Origin of the sequence: Sporosarcina siberiensis (genome assembly GCF_042681925.1) — a bacterium.
Lineage (GTDB): Bacteria > Bacillota > Bacilli > Bacillales_A > Planococcaceae > Sporosarcina > Sporosarcina siberiensis.
This window is the reverse complement of record NZ_JBHUGI010000037.1, coordinates 29,763-52,835: the sequence shown is the minus strand read 5'-3', so window position 1 is coordinate 52,835 and position 23,073 is coordinate 29,763. Positions and strand designations below refer to the sequence as shown.

26 protein-coding genes are annotated in these 23,073 nt (G+C 39.0%); 2 read left to right on the top strand and 24 right to left on the bottom strand.

Annotated features, from left to right (window positions below; genetic code table 11):
• Positions 1-8: 8 nt before the first annotated feature.
• On the bottom strand, positions 9-602 hold the full coding sequence (locus ACFSFY_RS16650) for a DUF3885 domain-containing protein (protein WP_381540029.1): 594 nt from the start codon (positions 600-602) through the stop codon (positions 9-11).
• Between the two features lie 88 nt (positions 603-690).
• Between ACFSFY_RS16650 and ACFSFY_RS16645 the strand changes: the two genes are divergently transcribed.
• Complete coding sequence (locus ACFSFY_RS16645) at positions 691-1,020, top strand: MGMT family protein (protein WP_381540027.1); 330 nt, start codon at positions 691-693, stop codon at positions 1,018-1,020.
• A 71-nt stretch (positions 1,021-1,091) separates the two neighbouring features.
• Here the strand turns inward: ACFSFY_RS16645 and ACFSFY_RS16640 are convergent, their stop codons facing one another.
• The 3 genes from ACFSFY_RS16640 to dacB all read right to left on the bottom strand — a co-directional run bounded on the left by ACFSFY_RS16640 (position 1,092) and on the right by dacB (position 4,881).
• Positions 1,092-2,015 carry a C40 family peptidase gene (locus ACFSFY_RS16640; RefSeq protein WP_381540025.1) on the bottom strand — a complete coding sequence of 308 codons (924 nt, stop codon included), beginning with the start codon at positions 2,013-2,015 and terminating at the stop codon, positions 1,092-1,094.
• A gap of 3 nt (positions 2,016-2,018) precedes the next feature.
• Positions 2,019-3,122, bottom strand: a complete 1,104-nt coding sequence (locus ACFSFY_RS16635; protein WP_381540023.1) for a mandelate racemase/muconate lactonizing enzyme family protein — start codon at positions 3,120-3,122, stop codon at positions 2,019-2,021.
• Between the two features lie 235 nt (positions 3,123-3,357).
• The gene (dacB, locus tag ACFSFY_RS16630) at positions 3,358-4,881 is read right to left on the bottom strand and encodes a D-alanyl-D-alanine carboxypeptidase/D-alanyl-D-alanine endopeptidase (protein WP_381540021.1); all 1,524 of its coding nucleotides are present in this window, start codon (positions 4,879-4,881) and stop codon (positions 3,358-3,360) included.
• A gap of 397 nt (positions 4,882-5,278) precedes the next feature.
• Here dacB and mscL point away from each other — a divergent pair, with 397 nt between their 5' ends.
• Positions 5,279-5,665, top strand: a complete 387-nt coding sequence (mscL, locus tag ACFSFY_RS16625; protein ID WP_381540019.1) for a large-conductance mechanosensitive channel protein MscL — start codon at positions 5,279-5,281, stop codon at positions 5,663-5,665.
• Positions 5,666-5,861: 196 nt separating this feature from the next.
• Here mscL and ACFSFY_RS16620 read toward each other — a convergent pair whose 3' ends face one another.
• The 20 genes from ACFSFY_RS16620 to ACFSFY_RS16525 all read right to left on the bottom strand — a co-directional run bounded on the left by ACFSFY_RS16620 (position 5,862) and on the right by ACFSFY_RS16525 (position 22,767).
• A complete protein-coding gene (locus ACFSFY_RS16620; RefSeq protein WP_381540017.1) occupies positions 5,862-6,842 on the bottom strand; it encodes a nuclease-related domain-containing protein in 981 nt (326 codons plus the stop codon).
• Positions 6,843-7,329: 487 nt separating this feature from the next.
• Positions 7,330-8,262: an ABC transporter permease gene (locus tag ACFSFY_RS16615; protein ID WP_381540015.1), complete on the bottom strand. Its 933-nt coding sequence runs from the start codon at positions 8,260-8,262 to the stop codon at positions 7,330-7,332.
• On the bottom strand, positions 8,240-9,157 hold the full coding sequence (locus ACFSFY_RS16610) for an ABC transporter ATP-binding protein (RefSeq protein ID WP_381540013.1): 918 nt from the start codon (positions 9,155-9,157) through the stop codon (positions 8,240-8,242). Before ACFSFY_RS16610 ends, ACFSFY_RS16615 begins: the two co-directional genes overlap by 23 nt.
• 2 nt (positions 9,158-9,159) lie before the next feature.
• Positions 9,160-9,858 carry an ABC transporter ATP-binding protein gene (locus tag ACFSFY_RS16605; protein WP_381540011.1) on the bottom strand — a complete coding sequence of 233 codons (699 nt, stop codon included), beginning with the start codon at positions 9,856-9,858 and terminating at the stop codon, positions 9,160-9,162.
• Positions 9,851-10,219, bottom strand: a complete 369-nt coding sequence (locus ACFSFY_RS16600) for a GntR family transcriptional regulator (protein ID WP_381540009.1) — start codon at positions 10,217-10,219, stop codon at positions 9,851-9,853. The genes ACFSFY_RS16605 and ACFSFY_RS16600 overlap by 8 nt, the downstream gene beginning before the upstream one ends.
• Before the next feature lie 2 nt (positions 10,220-10,221).
• Entirely contained in the window at positions 10,222-11,031 is an 810-nt protein-coding gene (locus tag ACFSFY_RS16595; RefSeq protein ID WP_381540007.1) for a hypothetical protein, read from the bottom strand.
• A gap of 1 nt (position 11,032) precedes the next feature.
• Entirely contained in the window at positions 11,033-11,821 is a 789-nt protein-coding gene (locus ACFSFY_RS16590; RefSeq protein ID WP_381540005.1) for a hypothetical protein, read from the bottom strand.
• A 135-nt stretch (positions 11,822-11,956) separates the two neighbouring features.
• The gene (locus tag ACFSFY_RS16585; protein WP_381540003.1) at positions 11,957-12,691 is read right to left on the bottom strand and encodes a sulfite exporter TauE/SafE family protein; all 735 of its coding nucleotides are present in this window, start codon (positions 12,689-12,691) and stop codon (positions 11,957-11,959) included.
• Positions 12,692-12,866: 175 nt separating this feature from the next.
• Positions 12,867-13,583: an ABC transporter ATP-binding protein gene (locus tag ACFSFY_RS16580; RefSeq protein ID WP_381540002.1), complete on the bottom strand. Its 717-nt coding sequence runs from the start codon at positions 13,581-13,583 to the stop codon at positions 12,867-12,869.
• Positions 13,584-13,604: 21 nt separating this feature from the next.
• Positions 13,605-14,354, bottom strand: a complete 750-nt coding sequence (locus ACFSFY_RS16575; RefSeq protein WP_381540001.1) for an ATP-binding cassette domain-containing protein — start codon at positions 14,352-14,354, stop codon at positions 13,605-13,607.
• Positions 14,347-15,159 carry an ABC transporter permease gene (locus tag ACFSFY_RS16570; RefSeq protein WP_381540000.1) on the bottom strand — a complete coding sequence of 271 codons (813 nt, stop codon included), beginning with the start codon at positions 15,157-15,159 and terminating at the stop codon, positions 14,347-14,349. The genes ACFSFY_RS16575 and ACFSFY_RS16570 overlap by 8 nt, the downstream gene beginning before the upstream one ends.
• The gene (locus tag ACFSFY_RS16565) at positions 15,160-16,128 is read right to left on the bottom strand and encodes an ABC transporter permease (protein WP_381539998.1); all 969 of its coding nucleotides are present in this window, start codon (positions 16,126-16,128) and stop codon (positions 15,160-15,162) included. It abuts the gene before it with no gap.
• Positions 16,118-17,689 (bottom strand): ABC transporter substrate-binding protein, encoded by a 1,572-nt coding sequence (locus ACFSFY_RS16560; protein ID WP_381539996.1) that lies wholly within the window; start codon positions 17,687-17,689, stop codon positions 16,118-16,120. Before ACFSFY_RS16560 ends, ACFSFY_RS16565 begins: the two co-directional genes overlap by 11 nt.
• A 66-nt stretch (positions 17,690-17,755) precedes the next feature.
• The gene (locus ACFSFY_RS16555; protein ID WP_381539994.1) at positions 17,756-18,580 is read right to left on the bottom strand and encodes an urease accessory protein UreD; all 825 of its coding nucleotides are present in this window, start codon (positions 18,578-18,580) and stop codon (positions 17,756-17,758) included.
• 1 nt (position 18,581) lies between these two features.
• Complete coding sequence (ureG, locus tag ACFSFY_RS16550; RefSeq protein WP_381539992.1) at positions 18,582-19,193, bottom strand: urease accessory protein UreG; 612 nt, start codon at positions 19,191-19,193, stop codon at positions 18,582-18,584.
• 71 nt (positions 19,194-19,264) lie between these two features.
• A complete protein-coding gene (locus ACFSFY_RS16545) occupies positions 19,265-19,951 on the bottom strand; it encodes an urease accessory protein UreF (RefSeq protein WP_381539990.1) in 687 nt (228 codons plus the stop codon).
• Positions 19,944-20,378, bottom strand: a complete 435-nt coding sequence (gene ureE / locus ACFSFY_RS16540; protein WP_381540386.1) for an urease accessory protein UreE — start codon at positions 20,376-20,378, stop codon at positions 19,944-19,946. The genes ACFSFY_RS16545 and ureE overlap by 8 nt, the downstream gene beginning before the upstream one ends.
• Positions 20,379-20,409: 31 nt before the next feature.
• Entirely contained in the window at positions 20,410-22,122 is a 1,713-nt protein-coding gene (gene ureC / locus ACFSFY_RS16535) for an urease subunit alpha (RefSeq protein ID WP_381539988.1), read from the bottom strand.
• Positions 22,119-22,442 (bottom strand): urease subunit beta, encoded by a 324-nt coding sequence (gene ureB, locus ACFSFY_RS16530; protein WP_381539986.1) that lies wholly within the window; start codon positions 22,440-22,442, stop codon positions 22,119-22,121. The genes ureC and ureB overlap by 4 nt, the downstream gene beginning before the upstream one ends.
• 22 nt (positions 22,443-22,464) lie before the next feature.
• Positions 22,465-22,767, bottom strand: coding sequence for an urease subunit gamma (locus ACFSFY_RS16525; protein WP_381539984.1), 303 nt, complete (start codon positions 22,765-22,767; stop codon positions 22,465-22,467).
• Positions 22,768-23,073 lie beyond the last annotated feature (306 nt).

The following is a 23,073-nucleotide window of genomic DNA, read 5'->3' as shown; positions in this document are numbered from 1 at the left end:
TTGCAGAACTACCGGTGAGCTTTCTTAAGAGGAATCATTTCAAACTCTTTATAAACAACTTCAATACCGCGATCATCGTACATATACACAAACAAATCTTTTGTTCGATTCACTAGATAAACTTCAGGGTATCTGTTTTTACTTGTACGAATAAATCGCGGTGTACGATTGTTGAAATCTTCATTTCCAATAGCCTCCACAAGTTTTTTTAACTTGATATCTGATTTTCTACACGGGACCGAAATCCGTGTGAAGGCCGGTTCATCTTCAGACAACATTGGAAACTGTTCAGAAGTTGCTTTAAATATCACTTGTTTATTTGTGAAATAGTTTGTTAAAATCCGTGTTTTTTCATAGCTTCTTTTCCAATAAACATTAATAACGAAAAACAATTCATCCTCTTCATCAATCATTTCATTTATGACATTCATCGCTTCTTGATTGGCTACTTGAAACATTTCCTCATTGTAAGTACCATCTGCATTGAACTGATAAATACCTTTTGCCAAATCAAAATGCAATTTAGCCGGCCAGTCAGTGATTAGACTACCTCTGAGCACGTTTTCCGGAAAATTATTTGCTAGATAATCGCTAACATTCATACCGTTATCATCCCTTCAAAGTATGCTTGTAACTAAGTATACTATAGTTAACTTACGTCCAATAATTTTGAAATTAGGAGGCATCGCAATGAATTTATTTACAGAACGGGCTATTCGAATCATTACAGAAATTCCCCCTGGCCGTGTAATGACATACGGACAAGTTGCTGCTGCTGCTGGGAGTCCAAGGGGCGCAAGACAAGTTGTTCGCATTCTTCATTCAATGAGTCAAAAATACGAACTCCCATGGCATCGAATCATCAATGCACAAGGAGGGATTTCTACACCTGAAAAAGCTGAAACGAAAGGAATTCATCAAAGAGATTTTCTTGAAAAAGAAGGAGTTGTTTTTACTTCGAACGGGAAAATAGATTTGTCCATTTATCGATGGTTTCCACAAGACGCTGAAGAGTATTAACACTAAAAAAGCCGTCCTAGGATTCGGGACGGCTATGCAAGAATTTTAGATCCACAAAGCTTTATATTAGATTATTCGCCGTATCTTCGAACTCCACAAAGATCTTTTTCCAAGTATGAACCTATGAGTTTTAAAAGTTCAACAGATTTCCCCGTTTTAGGTGAGTGTAGGAGTAAACCTTCACCGTAATAAAATCCGACATGACGGACATTCCCTTTTCCGTTATCATTTGCAAAGAATAGTAAATCTCCTTTTTTCCATAACTCTTCCTGTTCCATCGGAATCTCGATACCACTTTTCGCTTGGTCTCCCGCATCCCTTGGAATTGAATGTCCACACGCAAAAAACATATTGTATGTAAAACCGGAACAATCATAACCATAGGAGGACATACCACCCCAAAAGTAAGGGAGGTCAAGGAACTCAAGTCCTTTTTCTACTGCTGCTTCCGAAGAATGTTTCTCGAACTGATGAATGGACTCAGAGATAATCACATTCGAATTCAGAAGCAATGCTTCTCCATGAGGCGTTGAAACATGTATATAATCTCCTTCTACCTTTATATATGGAAGTATCGTATTTAAAGGCACGACGATTGTAGGTATCTCTTTGGCATCCAACACTTGTGCTTTATCAACAGTTACTTTTGCGAAACCTTCCGCATGAATTGGTTCCGCCTTTTTTAACTGCGCAAGTGGTACCCAACCTGGATATCCTCTTTCGTCTTTTTTTGAAGGTTGCCAGACGGCGATGATTTTTGCCCAATCCCCTACTATCTCTTCAACAAGAACGGGCTCTCCGTATAATAATTGCGTCTGAATACGATTGCCGTCACAAAGATCAAGACGAGGTTCGTATGACAATTTTTCAAGCCATTTATTTAATTGAACAGGATTTGTTAACCCAAGCTCATCAATATCTCGAGCAGATTCCGGGGACGTCCATACTGAAGCAACCGAAACCGCACAATGCCAAGAGTTTGCTGAATTTACCATTCGTTACTCCACTCCTTTTCCAATACGCTCCATTTGTTCTTTTACAAGTCCCAGACCTGGCGTTTTAGGTAAACGGATTAATCTTCCTTCATATTCAATGCCGCCACCGACAATATCTTCCGCAAGCATCAGCGGAGCATCAAAATCAAAGCGCGTCACATTCGGTTGACTCGCTGCAAAATGTGCTGCAGCTGTAATTCCGAGTTTCGTTTCAATCATACTACCTACCATACATTCCACACCATACGACTCCGCAAGTGCGTTAATTTTCAATGCTTCGTGAATACCACCTGATTTCATCAACTTAATATTAATGAGGTCGGCAGCACGCAACTGAAGGATACGCAGTGCATCTTTAGGAGAAAAGACACTTTCATCCGCCATTATCGGTGTCAATGTATTCTCAGTGACATATTTTAAACCTTCTATATCATCTGCAAGAACAGGTTGTTCAATCAGTTCAATATCGAGTCCCGCATCTTCCATCATCCCAATTGCACGAACTGCGGCTTTCGCATTCCATCCTTGGTTTGCGTCAAGACGAATTTTCGGAGCACTTCCAATACGTTCGCGAATGGCTTTTATACGACCAATGTCTTCACTTATATCACCTATACCAACCTTTACTTTTAATACATCAAAGCCGTTTGCAATATAACGTTCCGCATCGTCTGCCATTTCAGCAGCATCATTTACACTGACTGTAAAATCGGTTTCGACTTCGTGACGATAGCCCCCTAACAACTGATACAACGGCATCCCCGCAAGTTGGCCCAATAAATCATGAAGTGCCATATCAACTGCAGCCTTCGCACTTGTGTTGCGGACAATGGATCGTTTTAAAGCACTGAAGATTACTTCACTCTGTCTGACATCAAGTCCGATAAGTTGTGGAGCAATTACTTCTTCTATTGCATATGTAATACTGCCTAGTGAATCTCCAGTGATCACATGTGTCGGTGGAGCCTCTCCCCATCCTACAAACCCATTATCACCTGTTACCTTCACATAAACCGCATGAGCCGTATGAACAGTCCGTAGTGCTGTCTTAAATGGCTTGGTCAACGGAACAGCTACTTGGAAAGTTTCGATTGAACGTATGAACATTTTTCATTCTCCCTTCATTATATACCCGTTAAAATCTACAGAATATCATTCTCGAATCCTATTTTACATCTACACAAAGTGAAATTGCAAAATTTTGATTAGATTAACTGTTTCTACAAGATTAATTACGAAGCACGACCATAAATTTGAATGCATCTTTATACTTTTAAGTCATAAAGATACAAAAAGAGACATCCAGACTTTATGCCTCTGGATGTCTCTCAGAAAAGGGTACTTATTTAAATACATGGTCCGCTAGAGTAGTAACTACCGAGTCGATGACAGGTGTTACAGATTTGGCGAAGCTATGGTCAACAATTATTGTGAAAATGAGTTCTTCTCCATCTTTAGATGTTACATAACCTGAAAGCGCAGCAACTCCAGTTAGAGAACCTGTTTTCGCCATAACATTTCCTTTTGTTGACGGCCCCGTCATTCGAGTTCTTAATGTACCACCAACAAAACGGTCCGGTTCACCAGCAACTGGTAAAGAAGCCTTGAAATCAGAAAACCAGTCTTGTCCTTGTGCAGCAAAGAGCATTTGAGTCAAATCATTGGAAGGTATAAAGTTTTTATGCGACATACCAGAACCGTCACGTAGAAGAATGGTATCTCCATTCATTCCTAAATCAGTCACAACTTCTTTAATAACCTCAATTCCCTTGTCCCAACTTCCTTCACCATGAACTTCTTTACCCATCGCTTTTGTGAGCATCTCACCATGTCCGTTGTTACTCAACTTCATAAATGGAATCAGAAGTTCATTTAAAGGTTGAGATTTTTTCGTTGTAAGGATAGTAGCATTTTCAGGAGTGATGCCTACTTTATTTTTCGGATTTCCTGCAAATGAAACACCATTCTCTTCAAGTGATTTTTTGAACACATCTACTACATATCCGGCCGGTTCCCAAACAGAAGTCCATGATCTAGATCTGCTTCCATCTACAGGGATTGTTCCTTCAATTACAATGTTATTTGTTCCGTGTTCTCTTTCAATGGATATTTTTTTAGGTTCATCTTTTGCCACTGTTTTTGCTTTGTTTATTATTTTCACATAATCAGTTGCTGGTGTAAGTGTAACTTTAACTTCTTCACCAACTTTTGTACCTGCGTTCACTTCAACAATAACCGTGCCCGTGTCATAATCATTATTTGGTGACAATGTTAATGAAGAAACTTGTGCGCCTGTATAATTAGACTCGTCTGACCAGTTTAAATCCTCGGATAAACGAACGTCATCATACCAACTATCATCGCCTACTAAATCGCCTTTAATTTTATGAATTCCTTGTGCTTTTAAATCCTTCGCAAACTGATCAAAATCTTCCTTCAGTAGCGTGGGATCCCCTTTACCTTTTAAATAGACATTTCCTTGGAGAACTTGTCCGCGTACTTGACCATCCGTTAACACCTCAGTTGAGAACTGAAAATCAGAACCCAATGTTTCTAACGCAGCTGCAGCTGTCAGTAACTTCATATTAGAAGCTGGACGTAACCGAATATCGCCAAACTGTGAATACACAACTTCAGCCGTTTTCGCATTTCGTACACTTACTCCAGTTATCGAGCCCTTGAGACGTTCATCTGCCAATAACACATTTATCTTTTCATTTAATGTTTGTGTTTCACTAGATACTTGATTTGCGGATACATTAGATGTTTCTGTAAATGGGGACGAATTACCAAATGATAACGGTGTAAAGACAACCATTGTAATAAGGAGAAACAGAAACATCTTTTTTACATTGTTTTTATTCATAATTGACTGTCCCCATTCTTTACATTTTCCTTCTTAAATGAATTCAATAACATTACAATCATCTTCCCCTCTTTTGATGTTTTAATGAGTAAGTATCCATTTTTTCAGTCCATATTTGAGCAGTTGTTTAAATCAACTGAATAGTTGGACACGCTGGTATTTTCAACATTACCAGATTTTTCAATATAGTACAATCATTTTTAAATGCAAGATTTTGAGCATAAGCCTTTGAATATACAGCGGCTTTATAGTTCTAATGAATCATCTTTATCTAAACATGTATATCTTATTAATATATGGGTATTATAAAAAAAGTCTTATGTTTTCTATAAAATTTAATTGTTTTATAGAGTCGGACTATGCTCTTCAAATATTGATGAAAGGGGTTGAGATTAGTATGTTAAAAGAGTTTAAAGAGTTTGCACTCAAAGGCAACGTAATGGACCTTGCTATTGCTGTTGTAATCGGTGCCGCCTTCGGAAAGATTGTTACTTCACTCGTTGAAAATATTATTATGCCGTTAGTTGGACTTCTTACAGGCGGAGTGGATTTCACAGGGTTAGCTTACAAGTATAAAGAAACCGAAATTCTTTATGGAGAGTTCATTCAATCCATTTTCGATTTCATTATCATCGCACTTGCTATCTTTTTCGCAGTACGTTTACTCATGAAGCTTAAACGTAAAGAAGAAGTTGTTGAAGAGGTTGTGGTTGTTGAAATCGACACACAAGAAGCATTACTCACAGAAATTCGTGATTTGCTTAAACAACAAAACACACGATAATTTTCACACAAAAAAGGACAACCCTGTGAGGGTTGTCCTTTTTTGTGTCGAAAAACAGCATATCCGACACTTCAGATGGTATATCCGACATTCTTTGCTGTATATCCGACACTCACTCAGTTATATCCGACACTCTTTGCTATATATCCGACACTTCCACACTTATATCCGAAAACCAGGACCTTAAGACCACCCATTATTCAAGTTTCAGCAAATGCGATGCAATTTCTTCCAGTCTCATATCGTATATTCTTCCTTTGTTGACCCCACTATAGGAAATACTCATTCTCTTCATCAATCTTCTGGCCTTATCTCCGCATGAAAGATGCAGAAATTCACGACATTGCATATTGGTCATAGGGCCTCCAATTAACATGAAACGCTCCAGAATTGCCTGAATATGTCCCGTTCGATCGATCTGGTTACATATTTCACAGGCCCAACCGTGTGAAATCGACTTCATTCCGTGAACACCGCATTTGCTGCAACGCACACCCTTTTTGATTGTTTTACTATCGATAGTGTATTTTTTGCATATGGGAAATGGATTGTATTCCTGATGAGCAACTGTAAGCTCTTTTACTATCGAGGTCAGAGTTTGAGTTTGTAGGACCGAGGGAGTTTCTTCAATGTTTCTTAAGTAAACAGGAATTTCAAGGGGAAATAGAACTTTCAAGTTCTCACGTATGTTTACAAATTGTTGTTGTGTTTTTGGAAATACAACAGCACCACGGATAGGAACTTTAAAATCACGTGCTTTAAACCAATCATCCAGGAGCATTTGATTTCTCTCCAGCTGGACGGATGGGCATTCGTACATATTTACTTGTCCATTTTCAAGAGTCCTTTTAAGTTGGTTCTGCTCCGCCGGAAAACTAATTAGCCCGGCAATGTTTTTCATTTCTAAAATAAAAGCACCTCTTTTTGATAAAAACAATGTATCCATTTGGAAATGTCCAGATGACTTTAAATTTAAACCATGAAAAATGTAATGCTCATCGTAAAATGTGTACTTATCAAATATATTCGACAAAACTTTCTCACCATTCACCCCTGCGCGTGTAATACGAAGCTCCTCAGCTAGATAAGCATAGTTTGAGTGCTCGCTAGGTAAACGATTCAGGAGCGCTTCCAATCCATATACTTTATAAGGCATCGAATTCCTTTTTATATTCAATTTGGTTCACCTCCTCAAGCGATCGTAGCATAAAAAGACGAATTAAACTATGCGTTTTCTGAAAATCGAATTTTGCCAAGCCGATATGCGTTGAAAACGAATAAAACTTAGTTTATCCGACAAATATGTCCTGATATCCGACAGCCGCACCTAGATATCCGACAGTTTGGAGTGGATATCAGACACTCTGAGCTATATATCCGACACTTCCACACGTATATCCGCAAACCAGGACCTTCAACCCGACAAAAATCAACACCACTCACTCGTCGATTGCATTGCCCGTCGTCGACGTTGGTGGTATAATGGAAAATAGGATTTATTGATAAAAAGGAGTGAATTTTTCATGTGGTTTTTATACATCATGTTTACAATGTTCGCGTTTATCATCGTTGGTAACGTAGCTGGTCTTGTTCGTACATTCGCAAATCATAAATAATTCGACACAAAAAAGCTCTCTCGCATATGCGGAGAGCTTTTTCTTATTTTAAGCAGTAATGTCACGTTTTACAAAAGTTGCATAACTAATTCCCAAAAAGACGATTACATAAGCAGTAAGAACGGCAATCGAAAACGGCATCGTGTTGCTTTCCAACATTTTATAACCCATTCCATACTGATCCAAACCGTGTGCAAAGACAAGATACTTTGCAATTGCATAATCTTGAAGGAACATAACAATCATCGTGCCTGTGAAATATAAGAATATCGATATCCCAATTGCCAAACTTGATGAGCGGAAAACGGAGCCAATCATGAACGCAAGCGTCGCCATGACACACACATATGCAAAAGAGAGCACTACCAAGTAAATGGATTCTCCGAACACAGCACTGATTGCTATTTCCGAGTTATTGAATAAAATAGAACTTCCTTCCGCGGCCGGATAAAAGATATACGCACTTATGACGCTAAAAACATACGTTACAACAGTGAGTAATAAACCAAACAATAAAACGGTCAAATATTTTGAAGTGAGTATTTTCCATCGTTTGACTGGACGGGATAACAACATCTTAATAGTTCCTGTTGAAAACTCAGTTGCTACAATGCCAGCCGACACAACAATCATCAAGAGCATCACGAGTGACATTACACCCGAAGTATCCAAAATCGCTTTTTCCCGAGTGGATGGTATATTGTATTCAACATTAAAGGAGATATCTTGCTGAAGTTCTTCTTGTTGCTGCAAGAGCTCCACCCTTTTATCTTCCGCTAAGTCCGTTGCTTCAAGTTCCTTCTCTACCTGGCTAAGTTCAACTTTCTGGTCCTCTATCCAAGCAGAACTGTCATTAAGCCCTTCCATAAACTTTCCAAGTCCCGAAAGTCCAATAATCATTACTGCCAAAAGGATGACCATAATCCAAGTTGCTTTTTTACTCCACAACTTCATCCATTCATTTTGTATGAGCTTCAGCAATCTGGCCACCTCCTGTCATTTCTAAAAACTGATCTTCAAGCGTTTTACGATGCGGTTGAACAATAAAAATCTGGTGTTCAAGTGTCGTCAGTTCCTGAATGAGTCCAGGAATCTGTGGTTTTTCTGCATTGATAATAAACCCATCTTTATGTGATTCCACAGTAAAGCCTTTCGCCTGAAAGAAAGTTTCGGCAGTTTCCAAAGGCATCGCTTCAATATAATAATGCGATTCCTGAACCTCCGCCACTTCTTTAATATCAATTAATTTACCGTTTTGTATAACGGCAATCCGGTCACACATAAGCTCAATTTCTGACAACATATGACTCGAAACAAATACAGAAACGCCTTCTTCGTCAGCAATTTTCCGTAAATACATTCGAAACTCGCGAATCCCGGCCGGGTCTAGCCCGTTCGTCGGTTCATCTAATATTAAAAACTTTGGCCTATGTAACAAAGCTTGCGCCAGCCCTAATCTTTGTCGCATTCCAAGCGAATAGGTAGAAACCTTCTCTTGTATCCTATTTTGCATGCCGACTTGGTTAATTACTTCGTCAATGCGCTCTTTCGTCACACCTTCGTGCATGCGTGCAAAATGAACTAAGTTTTTATAACCTGTCATGAATTTGTACATTTCCGGATTTTCTACAATAACGCCAATCTTTGATAGTCCGCCTTCAAAATCATCCGAAAGCGACACACCTTCAATCAGGACATCTCCACTTGTAATGCTCATAAGTCCTACCATCATACGGATAGTAGTCGTTTTACCTGCCCCGTTTGGACCAAGAAATCCTGTGATTTGACCTGGATAGAGCGACAAATTAAGATCATCGATAATTTTTTTCTTCCCGATTGTTTTCGATAAATTCTTTAGTTCTACAACTGGTTGCATACTCAACTTCCTTTCCTAAATAACGAGATCATCCAAGATGTGGCATCCATCCCGTGTACTTCTCTAATTTCATCCACCGCTTGATGCGCCAAAATTTTTCCCCCTCTTAGGACTACGATTTCATCAAGCAAAGGTTCCACTTCTTTTATTTCATGTGTAGATAGAAGAATTGTTTGTTTCTCCGTATCCGTATAGCGAATAAGTCCCTTCGCAATGTCTTCACGCACCATTGGATCCAACCCGGAGAACGGTTCATCCAACAAATAATAAGTGGCTTCACGACCAAGCGTCGCCGCAATTTTCACCCGTCCACGGTTCCCTTTGGACAAATTTTTTATTTTCGAATTCAAATTTAGATCTAAGAACTGCGCAATTTCTTTCGCTTTAATTAAATCGAAATCAACAAACTGTGACTCATAAAAATCGAATAATTGTCCAACGGTAAAATACGGGTAAAACAAATCAGCATCTGGCATATATGCGATATCTGTTGCGATCCTTCGCGTAATTGGACGCCCATCATACTGCACAGTGCCGGAATCTGGTGTTATTAAACCTGCGGCTAATTTTAGAAGTGTAGTCTTGCCACTCCCGTTCTCCCCGACCAAACCGATAATTTTTCCTATTGGAAGTGTAAACGTCACGTCGATGATCGCTTGCTGACCGCCGTATTTTTTCGAGACATTATTTAACTCAATCATTTTCCCCACCCCGTTCTGTTAAATGAGCAACCATTTCATCTGTCGTAAAGCCAAGTGCTTCAACATTTTGAATAAACGATTGAACAAGTTGTTCCTTCATTTCATCTCGAAGCAAAGCAATTTTTTTTACATCTTCCGTTACGAAAGAACCTTGCCCCCTTTTCGTTTCGGTGATTTCCATTTGCTCCAACTCCTTATATACCCGCTGCATCGTATTCGCATTCACTCCAACTTCAAGAGCATAGTCACGCACAGATGGCAATTTCTCACCCGGCTTAAGCATGCCACGAATAATATCCCCCGTAATACGTTCGATGAGCTGTTGGTAGATTGGTTTGTCTGGAAGAAAGTCGATGCCCATCGTCAATACCTCACTTTCTTTTCAAGCAACACAGCACCCAATATGAATAAAACCGCAGTTATTCCACCGTATACGAACAGTCCGCCTATCGTGAAGATAACTCCATCTGGAACAAGCAATGAAAACAGATTATGATTCGTTTCATCATAAAAATTGGCGTTCGTCAATCGGACGGGGCCAAAATCTGTCAGTGCACTAAAGACATTAAGAATCCTAACCTTCTCCAACAGGAGTGCACCCACAAAAAACAGCAACAATATAATGAGTGCAGTGAAATTCCTATAACGCGACCTCACTACATAATAGATAGACAAAAATAGAAAACCAGTCATCATGACAACGATTGAAATTAAAAATATCTTAATAAGGATACTTATTAAAACGAGCGTCCCATCCGTCAATGAAAGGATTCGATTCGCTTCATTTAAGTACCAAGAAATACCAAGTAATCCTCCGCCTACAGAAAGCATAATCGCATTTACAAAAGCAGCAAATAATGCTTTTACTCCAACGATTTGATAGATTGATGCGGGAGAATGCAACCACACATCCGGTCGATTCATCTCACCTTTCAAGCTGGTGAATAATAGTTTTAACCCTAAAAATATATGCACCACAAGCCATAATCCCGTAAAGATGGACATGCCGTCCGAAAAGTCTTGCGGGATGTCCACTGCGCTTTTTATACCAAAAGGCAATAGGGTTACGACGGCACTATTTAATAGGATAAGCGTCAAGACTTCCCATTTTGAAAACATCCATTCTTTCTGAAACAAACCTTTCCAACTGCCTTTTTTCAAAGTCTTTTCCATGCTATAACCTCACTTTCCTTTCAAATAGCACAGCCGATACCACAAATAGAATCACAAGATATACGAGACTTAATAATATCTCGCCCGAATAAATAACCGGTTCAGTAGGTCCTATAAAAAACATACCTTTTTCAAGATAAAAAGGTTCTTTCAATGGATCACCAATTGGACCCAAAGTAGTAATCTTTTGATATAAAACTGTCGATTTTACTTTTTCATTTGTCCACGCTAAAACGATAAAGAGAAGAACCAGGACTGGCATTGCAAAACTGTTCATTGTTGGCTTTATTAAGTGATAAAGCACCCTGAAAAACAAACCTAAACACATAATCAATAAAGAGATTGTATAAAACGAATATACTAAAATTGCAATAAAAATTATGAGGTCATTGAAAGATAACTCATCCACCGGTGACCCGAAAATACCTGCATAAACCAGAAACAGAACAACTGAAGTACCTATATTTATCAATCCAACAAACCCAGAAAATAGTACTTTCGAGCCAAACAATTGAAAAATAGTGCTTGGTGAATGAAGCCAAATATCTGCTCGTTGCCACTCCGTCTTCAAGCTTTCCAATAAAACAATCATTGGTATAAACAAATAAATACAGATTAAGACCAAAAAGACGAATCCAAATATCATCGAATTATTGATCCATTCAACGGACCTCGTCGATGTACCAATCCCTGCGATTGCCATTAAAACAATGCTAATCAGTAAGGTTCCATAAAGCCAACCTTTCATTAAGGCGAATTCTTTCTTCAGCAATCCATACAATCGTTTCATTTATTTACTTACCTCCATCCGCCCCTAGTGTATTAGTTATATAGTACACTATTTAAAACATAAATGCAAAAGTAATTGAAATTTAAATATTTTGGACACAAAAATACCTCCTTCCATATTAGAAAGAGGCATTCATCAAAAGAAGCTATTCACAATAAGTTGGATAATCAGCCCAATTGTAACGATACGCAACAACAGCTTAACGTGCTTCGGATTCAATTTCTCCGCGATTCGAACGCCAATCTGCGCACCTGATAAGGAACCTGCCATTAGAGCGAATGCAATTGGCCAAATTATTTTACCCATAGCAATATAACTAATCGCCGCTCCAAATCCGCTTGAAAAAGTTGCGAGTCGAACGAAACCAATTGCCCTCATATAAGAAATGCGTAAATGATTAAACAAATATAATAGTAATGTTCCCTGACCTGGTCCGAACATTCCATCATATAACCCGATCCCCACCAAACCTGGAACAGCAACTTTCGTTGGCCGAAGATCTTCCTTACCTAAAAAGTCTGCTTTGGAAAAGAATGAAGTAAAAAATGCAAAAATCAATAATATAATGGCCACGGTATACATTGTACTCTCGGTCAATCTCGTGGCAATAAAACCACCCGCAAGTCCACCTGTAAGCGAAGCCGGAATAATCCAAAAGGACTCCTTGAACGTAATTTGCTTTTTTAAAAGGACTGTTAAAAATGTCGTAAACGAACTTACTGTTGTCGAAATCTTCCCTGCCCCAATGACCGAGTGAATCGGGAAACCCATTAGCAACATTGCCGGTACAGTTATTAAGCCACCTCCACCCGCAAGCGTACCTAGTGTCATCGCTACCATTCCGATGAAGTATAATGCTATGTATTCCATTTACACACCACCCCCCTCCCTCAGTATACGTTTGTTTGAGGGATTAGGATATTCAATTGTTCGCCCGCTATACGATAAGAATTCCTTATGATGAATGCATCTAAATAGATGGTCGACAAAATAAAAACACCAAATGAGTAGAATTTAGTGTTTTTTGCAAATGTATACTACATAATTACTTACCAAATAGTTTCTTTGAATAACTACTAGAAAACTCAAACTCATTCTCTATTTTACTGCTTTCATCAATGATCTCACCATTCTTCATCACATATATCCGATTGCATAAATACTCTACAATTTGCAAGTCATGTGATATGAATAAAATGGCCATACCGGTTGTACGATTTAGCTCAAGTAATAAATCAACAATTTCTCGTTGAATTAAGCGGTCCAGATCTGAAACGATTTCATCGCATATTAGCAATTTGGGATTGACTAGGATAGATCTCAGTAAGTTAACTCGTTGTCTTTCCCCGCCACTAAGTTCGGAAGGACGTTGGTTCAAATGTTGTTTCGATAAACCGACATTTCCAAGCATTTTCTGAATATGTTGTTCACGATCCATTTTTTGACTTCGCAAAGGTTCCATGAGTATCTCCCTAACCGTCCATGACGGATTAAGTGCAGAAGATGCATTTTGGAAAATTATTTGACACTTCTTATAAAACTCTTTTTTAGAGCGCTTTGTTATCGGTAGTCCATCGAATACTATGCAACCTGATTCCGTAGGTTCAAGCTGCATAATCAGTCGCGCTAATGTACTTTTTCCACTACCACTTTCACCGACAAGTCCAACAATTTCTTCTGCACCAACAGTTACATCAATATTATGAAGAACCGGTTGTCCCTTACGATAACTTTTCGATACATCACTAACCGTTAATAACATACTTCCCCCTCCAAAAGTGGACTAAAACCTACTAGCAAGCAATAACTTTGTATAGGAATGCTTCGGCGATGTTATCGTTTCGGTCACACTTCCCGTTTCAACAACTTTTCCACCATACATTACAACTACTTCATGCGCTGCATCGACTACAATGTCTAAATCATGTGTAATCAGCAAAACCGTCGTTCCCTTTTCTTCATTTAATTGCTTTAATAAACCAATGAATTCCTTCTGTAACACTTTGTCTAGTGATGACGTGGGTTCATCTGCAATCAACAGATCTGGCTCTACATACAACGCACACGCGTTCATGCAGCGCTGTAACATTCCCCCCGACAATTCAAATGGATACTGTTCTAAAATAGTTACATCCAGTCCTAGACTTTGCAAAATACGTTCCATTTTCAAGCGAAAGTGACTTAAAGTATCCTCTTTCCTTTCACCAGAAAAGGCGTACAATTGTGGCTCCATTTTCACTGTCGGATTAAAACTATTCGTCGCATCTTGAAAAACTGTAAAGATGCTATTTTTTCGTATTGCCATCAGTTCGTTCATTGGTAGTTCAATTAAATCGTTCCCTTGAAAATATACTTTTCCTGTCACTTTTGCTCCAGGAGGCATGATGCCCAGAATTGCAGAAACTGTCATGCTTTTTCCACTACCGCTCTCGCCAATAATGGATGTAATCTTTCCTTCTGGTACCTGAAAACTACTATTTTCAATGATGCATCTGCCATCGATTGGAACAGTTAAACAATCTATATTAAGCATCTAACCGCCTCCGCTTCGGACTTTTCAAACCATCTCCGATGAAATTGATTGCCAGAATTGTAATGAAAATCAAGATCCCTGGAAAAAGCCCAATCCACCACGCGCCTATTAAAATATCGTTTTGTGCATGGTACAGCATATTTCCCCATGATGGGATTTCTGGTGGCACACCAATCCCTAAAAATCCGAGTGTTACTTCCATGAAAATTGCATTGGCAAAACCAAATAGTGTAACAACAAAAATGGCAGGGATGCTATTACGAAGTAAATGTCCAAAAAGGATTCTTACTATTGGCGTACCAAGCATTTTAGCCATCTTTACAAATTCAAGATCTTTTAGCCGAATGAATTCAGAACGGACAATTCGCGCAGTAGTAAGCCAGCTCGTGATTCCGATGATAAATGCCATACTCCAAATATCACCTTTCATGAACATCTGGAAAGCTAATATAATAATTAATGATGGAATCGTTAGAAGTGCTTCTAAAAACCTCATCATTACAGTGTCTATGATGCCGCCTATGTATCCGCTAATTCCACCATAAAGAACGCCAATGACCAGTGATAATAAAACAGAGCTCCCCGCAACAATCAGTGTTACTTTTCCGCCTTCCAACAAACGAGATTCAACATCTCGTCCTAGATGATCTGTTCCTAGTAAGTGATCCTGCCCAGGCGGTTGATAAATTGCATCCATATTCATTTCGTTCGGACTATATGGTGATAGAAACTGTGAAAAGATTGTCATAATGATAATTAAGCTTAGAATGATGCCCCAAAAAACCAATACTTTACTCGACTTCATCTACTGCACGCCTCCCCTTCGTAATTTCGGGTTTAAAACGTACATAATGAAATCAATGATCAATAGACTCACAATGACAATCACCCCTGTTAGCAAAATGCCGCCCATCAATAAGGGAAAGTCTTTCATTGTAACGGACTTTACCATTAGTTGACCAAGACCAGACCAGGAAAAAAGCGATTCAATAATAATCGAGCCCCCGAAAAATGACGGAATTGTCATACCTAAATAATTCAAGTAGGGTATCAGTGCATTGCGAACAATTCCATGTCGTATCGTTTTTTCTTTAACACCATTCGCTCGAGCCACAGTCACATAATAATTTTGACTTTCCACTTTCACACTTTCTTGTAAGAAACGCGCGTATATACCGACATGGGTGATTATAATGACCATTGCCGGCATAATAAGATGACGAAGTTTGTCGACTAGGCCGCCATTTCCACCTATATCCCCTGACCCAGAAGATGGAAGGATACCAAGCTTTACTGAGAAAAAAGCAATAAATAAAATCCCAACCCAAAATGGGGGAACCGCGGAAGACATTACGCTTATTGTTGATATGCTTTTATCCAATAAGGAGCCTGGTTTCATTCCAGCTGATATACCAAGCCAAAGGGATCCACTTATAATAAATACAAGAGTTACACCAAATAACATCAATGTATTTGGTAACCTTTCCAGAAGAATAGTCGCAACAGGCCTACCTTCCTTATATGAAAAACCTAAATTCCCCTTTACTGTTTCTTTAAGCCAAGCACCATATTGACTAATAAGGGGGCGATCGAGTGCAAAAACACGACTAATTCTTTCTTTTTCCGCCGTATTCAGTGTTTGAGCATCACCACCGTAAAATGCAATTGCTGAATCCCCTGGTGCGGCATGCATAATGAAAAAAGAGAGGAAGCTCACGATAAGAAGAGTCCCTACTCCCATCAGCGTGCGCTTCCCGATCCATTTAACGGTCATTCCAGCTCCACTCCTCGACGTTCCACAGGAAACCTGAACCATGATGCCCCAGTGTTCGCTCCTTTACACCACTCACGTTTTTGTTTATACCAAACACAGCATTTACGTATGCCAAGAAATCATATGGCGGATCAAGGGCAAGCTCCTTCTGGAATTCCATATAGATGGCTTTTCGTTCTTCCACATCTGTCGACAAACGTCCTTGTTCAAGTAGAGCATCGATTTTCGGATTCGAATAGCCTCCAAAGTTGTAACCTGTGCTCGTCAAGCTTGACTCATCCGTATTAAAAAGAATGTATGTATGGTGATCCGCGTCATAAGGGCTTCCCCAACCAACCATAAAGGCATCCGCTTCTTCAATCGTTATGGAACCCCAGTCAAGTGCATCAACTTTTACATCTGCACCAATTTCCTTGAATCCTTCCGCGGCATAGTTCGCCAAGTTTACGCGGACGGAATCCGATACAGGAGCTGTAATTGTAAACGCCAACTTTTCACCATCTTTATAGCGAAACCCGTCCTTTCCTTCCTTCCAATCCGCATTATCTAAAAGTTCTTTTGCTTTTTCGATATTATATTCAAACATTTCAATATTTTTATTTTTGTAGGCATGTTTTTGTAGGGGTGAATATGCTTCCGTTCCATAGCCTTTCAAAATACCTTTAACGATTTGTGAACGGTCCGTAGCGTAGCTAAATGCATGTCTTACTTTCACGTCTTTCCATAAATCTTTTCTCATGTTAAAAAGAATTGCACGATAATCTGCAGAGTCAACGTTATAGATTTTAACATTTTGCTCTTTTTCAAACGCTTGTACTTGTACAGGATCTAGAAGTGCTATGTCTACTTCCCCTGATTTCAATTGTAGAGCACGAACGTTACTATCAGGTATAAATTTAAAAATCACTTTTTCGATAGATGGTTTTGTACCATGGAAGTCATTGTACGCTTTTAAAGTTAAACTATTGCCTCGGTCCCATTTTTCAAACATATACGGTCCGACACCAATAGGGTGGCTATTAAAGTTTGATGTTCGCATACTGCCTTTTTCAAAAGCATTTTCAGGTAATATTGGGACTGTTAACTTATCAAGTATTGGCGTAAATGGTTGTCTTAACTTCAACTCTAATGTTTGCTCATCTACTTTTTTCAATGAGTCTACTACCGTAAAATCGGATTTCAAGAACGATGCATTTTCATCATCTAAAATACTTTTAATTGTGAAAATGACATCGTCAGAGGAAAGGAGTGTGCCATCATGGAATTTAATGTCTTTTTTTAAAACGAAGGTGTACGTTAACTGATCGGGTGAGACTGTGAATGATTCGGCAATATCTTCGATCGGCTCATTATTTTCATCAAAACGCATAAGCCCACGAAACAATAACGCATCCAGATTCGTTTCTTCAAGTATAGGATTGAGACCCTCAAATTCAGATTCAGAGGCATAAACGAGGCGGTTTTCTTTCACTTTAGCACCGGGCTCTCCTACCTTTGAACAACCCGAAAGTACTAATAATAATACAAAAAAAATAAGAGCATATTTCTTAGAATGATGCAATATACATACCTCCATTTCGAAAAAGGTTTAATACCCAGCCATACAATGTAGGCTGGGTATTCATTGTTAATACTTTCTTAAAAAAACCGGTTCCTTGTTAAACCATTCTCTACTAATCATTCCCTGACAATCAGCAAGAATCTTTTCAATTGTTTGCGTCCGATTTGCAAACACTCGGAGCGTAAACCCCAAGACAGGAAGTTGCGATATGCCTACTTCAAAATCTCCTTCACTTTCATGAAGCATTTGATACATTTTATCGATAAAATTGGGAGTCGTTTTTTCACCAACTACAATCATAGAACCTAAATGCGAGTAGCCTTCCATATAACCTAGTGCATCTATAGTCTGAGATTTAGGACTTAACTTGATATGGTCATATACTACAAGTTCGCCGTCTAAATAGATCTCATTCATCAATTGAAGCATGTCGTAGCTAAAACGATCACCATCAGGAGACCACCCCGGAGTAATGATGTCCGCATAAAGAAGTGTTGCCCCTTTTTCCATATAAGTTACCGTTTTTTGTTGGTATTTAGCATCCCGGTACCCAATGATCGGATCGGGGATGTATTCAAAATAACTGCCTTCTTTAAGGTGTATTTCTGTTTCCTGATAAGCAAGTGTTTTTGGAGTTTTATATATTTTTGTCGCAGATTGTGTTGTCAACGTCAGTTGTGCGTTTTTGTCTAATGATATTTGCATTCTATAGCTATCACCGTCTAAAAATCCTCCACCTGGGTTTAAAATATAATAACAGGCCTGTCCAGATTCATCATGATAAATCGGTCGCATCACTTTATATGCCCCTTGGAAATACACATTTCTTGCAACGGTTTTTCCATTTCTCACTTCAGCGTCCAAACGTAATATTCCTGTCCAGTCCTTCATCTTACTCCAACCCTTTAAGCAATACATTCTTTCGTATCCAGTCAAGAACTTCATCAAGACCTGTATTGTCTTTTAAATTTGTAAACACAAAGGGTTTATTTCCACGGAATGCTTTTGTATCTGTCTCCATAACTTCTAAACTCGCCCCGACGTAAGGTGCTAAATCGATCTTATTGATTACGAACATATCCGATTTAATCATACCTTGACCGCCTTTACGAGGAATCTTCTCACCCTGGGCAACATCGATGATATAAATTGAGAAATCAACTAGTTCCGGGCTAAAAGTAGCAGCCAGATTATCACCACCGCTTTCAACGAAAATCAGTTCAACATCTGGATGCAACTCTATTAATTCATCAATAGCTGCAAAGTTCATAGATGCATCTTCTCGTATGGCTGTGTGAGGACAGCCTCCCGTTTCCACGCCTATGATACGATCTGCTGGTAATACACCGTTTTGCATTAAAAACTTCGCATCTTCTTTTGTATAAATATCGTTTGTTACCACTGCCATGCTTACTTCGTCTTGTAAATATCGCGTTAACTTTTCAACTAACATCGTTTTTCCAGCACCAACTGGTCCACCTACACCAATTTTAATCGGATTCATGAACAACACTTCCTTTTCATTTATCATTAACTTCTAGAGTTTATCATCCAGTTCGAGGGGACCTGGTTTTATTAGGACATAAATATACGAATGTTTACTCGTTCGTGTTTCATTTGGGATAGTTCTAAACCTGGAGAGACAATCCCAAAATCTTCTTCTTCTAAGCTTTGGATTTTAGCGACTGCTTTTTTTAAAGGAACTTGAACTTGTTGAATTGTTTTCTGTCCCGCAGTCTGCCCTAAAGGGATAGCCCGTACACCATTTTGAACAAGTGTCATAATCGTTGAGTATAAATAATAAAGAGTCGTAGTCGTTTTTGAAACACCTAAATGATGACCGATTATCGTAAATACGATGGCGGGATGTCCAAATGATTGTTTCTTTTTTATACGGTCTTGATATTCTAGACAAACCGGTACATCATATAAAGTTTGGACGAGTTTCAACATCCGATCTCCAATTCTTTGTGTACCTTCTCTTGTTTCGCGCGGTAGATTTTGCACGGTAAGCATACGATCTAATTTCCATATCTTATCAAAATCACCAGTTTCCAATGCTTCGTAGACAAGACGTGAAGCGAGCCCATCTGAATAGATGAGCTGCTCATTTAAATAAACGTCAAGCCATTTTAAGAAAGAGGGCTGATCATGTACTCGCCCATCTTGAACATAGCTTTCTAAACCATATGAATGGCTAAAAGCGCCTGTTGGAAAACTAGAATCACATAGTTGAAAAAGAGCTAGGCTGTTATTATCCATGACTATGCCCAATATGACGAAATGCTTGTTTCACTTTGCGATCTTCACGTGTAAAAGGAATTTCAAGTTCATTCAATAAGTCGACTACTAAGTAATCGTATTGGACAAGCATATCGTCCCCTTCAAATTGAGCTGGGAGATGACGATTCCCCAAGTGATGGGCAATTGTCCCCATTTCGTTCATGTTTCGTGGCTTGATGATTAGCAAGTCATCCGTTATTACATCAATCATAATCAGGCTTTTTTCATCCATATATAAAATATCACCTGCAAGCAAATCACGCGCTTGTTTTAATCGGATACCAATTTCTTTGCCGTGATCTGTTGTAACCAATTGAATACGTTTTACAAGATGAGAACTTTCCAAATAGACCTTTTCTATGTGGCGCTTTCCAATCTCCTCTTTGTCCATATCCTCAATATTCATTACGATTTTATCTACTATCAACACATTCACCTCAGAATAGGAAATATCTTTGCGCCATTGACACTTTATCAACAGGATCGCATGTAATTAATTCCCCGTTTATTTTCACTTCATATGTTTGTGGGTCAACTGTAATGTCTGGTGTTTCAGAGTTAAGCTTCATATCCTTTTTCGTCAAGTTCCGAATGCCGTGAACCGGAAGAACAACTTTTTCCAAACCAAGTTTTTCATGTACTTTATCGTCATAGGCAGCCTGTGATATAAATGTAATGGAACTCTTAGATAACGCTTTACCCATTTGTGCATACATCGGTCGATAAATGTAAGGTTGTGGTGTCGGAATCGATGCATTCGCATCTCCCATTAAGCTTTCGACTGCCAGACCGTTTTTAAGAACCATTTCAGGTTTCACACCGAAAAATGCTGGCGACCAAATAACGAGGTCCGCAAATTTCCCAACTTCTATTGAACCCACATATTCTGAAATTCCGTGTGTAATGGCTGGATTGATCGTGTATTTTGCAATAAAACGCTTTGCGCGATTGTTATCGGAAAACTCACTGTCCCCCTCCATTGTTCCACGTTGAGCCTTCATTTTGTCGGCGGTTTGCCAAGCTCTTATAATAACTTCACCAATACGGCCCATTGCTTGTCCATCTGAGCTCATCATACTGATAACACCCATATCGTGAAGAATATCTTCAGCAGCAATCGTTTCTTTCCTAATTCGAGAATCTGCAAATGCAAGATCTTCAGGAATCGAAGGATTTAAATGATGACAGACCATTAGCATATCTAAATGCTCATCAATCGTATTCGTGGTATAAGGTAATGTTGGATTCGTTGATGAGGGCAGAACGTTTGAATAACTCGCAGACTTTATTAAATCAGGAGCATGTCCACCGCCGGCGCCTTCTGTATGATACATATGAATAACTCTAGCTTTAATGGCCGCCATTGTCGTTTCCATAAAGCCGCCTTCGTTCAATGAGTCCGCATGAACGGCTACTTGGATATCGTACTTATCAGCAACGCTTAGTGAGTGATCAAGTGATGAAGGCGTAGCTCCCCAGTCTTCATGTACTTTTAATCCGATCGCTCCAGCCATTACTTGTTCTATTAAAGGTTCTTCTGCTGCAGCATGTCCTTTTCCACTAAATCCTACGTTGATCGGCATTCCCTCAGCCGCCAAAAGCATACGATGAATATTCCATTCACCTGGTGAAACGGTTGTCGCTTTCGATCCAGCAGCAGGGCCTGTTCCGCCTCCAATAAGGGTAGTTAAGCCTGATGCAAGTGCTGTTTCAATTTGAGCTGGATTGATAAAATGAACGTGCGTATCAATTCCACCTGCAGTGACAATCAATCCTTCTCCTGCAATAATTTCTGTGGAAGCTCCAATGACAATATCCACATTATCCATTATCAAGGGATTCCCTGCTTTACCAATTGCCGCAATTTTCCCGTCACGAACTGCAATATCCGCTTTGATAACTCCAGTGTAATCAAGGATGACCGCATTTGTAATGACTAAATCTGGAACGCCTTCTTTTCTAGTTGCGAGCGGATGTTGTCCCATTCCGTCACGGATAACTTTCCCACCACCAAAGACCACTTCTTCACCATATGTTGTATAATCTTTTTCAATTTGAATAAGTAGTTCTGTATCCGCTAAACGAATTGCATCTCCAGTTGTTGGACCATACATTTGCGCGTATTGTTTTCTAGACATTTTAAAACTCATTTGTTGGCCTCCTTGTCTAACGACCCGTCTACCATATTGTTAAATCCATAAACACGTCGTTCGCCTGCGTATTGTATTAATTCTATGTCCTTTTCATCCCCCGGTTCAAAACGAACAGAAGCGCCCGCAGGAATGTTTAATCGTTGACCGTACGTTTCTTCTCGAGTAAATTGAAGGGCCTCGTTTACTTCATAAAAATGAAAATGAGATCCTATTTGAACGGGACGATCCCCAGTATTTATTACTGATATTTTCGTTATCGTTTTTCCTACATTTATGATAATATCTTCTTTTTTTAAGAATAATTGTCCAGGTTCCATCTTCTGTACCTCCCATTGCTAATTATCTAATTGGATTATGAACTGTCACAAGTTTTGTACCATCAGGAAATGTGGCTTCTACCTGAATATCGTTAATCATCTCTGGAATTCCTTCCATAACATCGGCCCGTGACAAAATAGTTGCACCGTATTCCATTAGCTCGGCAACCGTTTTACCATCTCGTGCACCTTCTAGAACTTCATACGTAAGCAGTGCTACTGATTCAGGGTGATTTAACTTTAATCCTCTATCTCTTCTTCTTTTTGCAAGATCTGCAGCAACAACAATCATTAGCTTGTCTATCTCGCGTGGTAGTAAATGCATTTAAAAGCCTCCTTAGTTTTCTAAATTAGTATCGACGACTATTGATATAATAAACACAAAAATGGGTAAACCTATTTTTAGATCCGATTTCCTCAAAAGAAGTCTATTTGTTTATTTACTTATAATCAATACCCTATTCTAATTAATTAATAACTCAGTCGCAAAAACGAACTGGAAAGCTTTATAAAATTAGACAGTCCGTAATCCGTTAATAGCGATGCTTTTTTAAAATATGGGTTATATAGAATAAATAAACCATTGATTCTTATGTACTCTTAGAATATCATGTTTAATATGCATTAACCA

Bases quoted from the DNA above. Each gene is read 5' to 3' on its own strand.
- ACFSFY_RS16650 (WP_381540029.1), bottom strand. From the start codon at position 602: ATGAATGTTAGCGATTATCTAGCAAATAATTTTCCGGAAAACGTGCTC.
- ACFSFY_RS16645 (WP_381540027.1), top strand. From the start codon at position 691: ATGAATTTATTTACAGAACGGGCTATTCGAATCATTACAGAAATTCCC.
- ACFSFY_RS16640 (WP_381540025.1), bottom strand. From the start codon at position 2,015: ATGGTAAATTCAGCAAACTCTTGGCATTGTGCGGTTTCGGTTGCTTCA.
- ACFSFY_RS16635 (WP_381540023.1), bottom strand. From the start codon at position 3,122: ATGTTCATACGTTCAATCGAAACTTTCCAAGTAGCTGTTCCGTTGACC.
- dacB (WP_381540021.1), bottom strand. From the start codon at position 4,881: ATGAATAAAAACAATGTAAAAAAGATGTTTCTGTTTCTCCTTATTACA.
- mscL (WP_381540019.1), top strand. From the start codon at position 5,279: ATGTTAAAAGAGTTTAAAGAGTTTGCACTCAAAGGCAACGTAATGGAC.
- ACFSFY_RS16610 (WP_381540013.1), bottom strand. From the start codon at position 9,157: ATGCAACCAGTTGTAGAACTAAAGAATTTATCGAAAACAATCGGGAAG.
- ACFSFY_RS16605 (WP_381540011.1), bottom strand. From the start codon at position 9,858: ATGATTGAGTTAAATAATGTCTCGAAAAAATACGGCGGTCAGCAAGCG.
- ACFSFY_RS16600 (WP_381540009.1), bottom strand. From the start codon at position 10,219: ATGGGCATCGACTTTCTTCCAGACAAACCAATCTACCAACAGCTCATC.
- ACFSFY_RS16595 (WP_381540007.1), bottom strand. From the start codon at position 11,031: ATGGAAAAGACTTTGAAAAAAGGCAGTTGGAAAGGTTTGTTTCAGAAA.
- ACFSFY_RS16590 (WP_381540005.1), bottom strand. From the start codon at position 11,821: ATGAAACGATTGTATGGATTGCTGAAGAAAGAATTCGCCTTAATGAAA.
- ACFSFY_RS16585 (WP_381540003.1), bottom strand. From the start codon at position 12,691: ATGGAATACATAGCATTATACTTCATCGGAATGGTAGCGATGACACTA.
- ACFSFY_RS16580 (WP_381540002.1), bottom strand. From the start codon at position 13,583: ATGTTATTAACGGTTAGTGATGTATCGAAAAGTTATCGTAAGGGACAA.
- ACFSFY_RS16575 (WP_381540001.1), bottom strand. From the start codon at position 14,354: ATGCTTAATATAGATTGTTTAACTGTTCCAATCGATGGCAGATGCATC.
- ACFSFY_RS16570 (WP_381540000.1), bottom strand. From the start codon at position 15,159: ATGAAGTCGAGTAAAGTATTGGTTTTTTGGGGCATCATTCTAAGCTTA.
- ACFSFY_RS16565 (WP_381539998.1), bottom strand. From the start codon at position 16,128: ATGACCGTTAAATGGATCGGGAAGCGCACGCTGATGGGAGTAGGGACT.
- ACFSFY_RS16555 (WP_381539994.1), bottom strand. From the start codon at position 18,580: ATGAAGGACTGGACAGGAATATTACGTTTGGACGCTGAAGTGAGAAAT.
- ureG (WP_381539992.1), bottom strand. From the start codon at position 19,193: ATGAATCCGATTAAAATTGGTGTAGGTGGACCAGTTGGTGCTGGAAAA.
- ACFSFY_RS16545 (WP_381539990.1), bottom strand. From the start codon at position 19,951: ATGGATAATAACAGCCTAGCTCTTTTTCAACTATGTGATTCTAGTTTT.
- ureE (WP_381540386.1), bottom strand. From the start codon at position 20,378: ATGAATATTGAGGATATGGACAAAGAGGAGATTGGAAAGCGCCACATA.
- ureC (WP_381539988.1), bottom strand. From the start codon at position 22,122: ATGAGTTTTAAAATGTCTAGAAAACAATACGCGCAAATGTATGGTCCA.
- ureB (WP_381539986.1), bottom strand. From the start codon at position 22,442: ATGGAACCTGGACAATTATTCTTAAAAAAAGAAGATATTATCATAAAT.
- ACFSFY_RS16525 (WP_381539984.1), bottom strand. From the start codon at position 22,767: ATGCATTTACTACCACGCGAGATAGACAAGCTAATGATTGTTGTTGCT.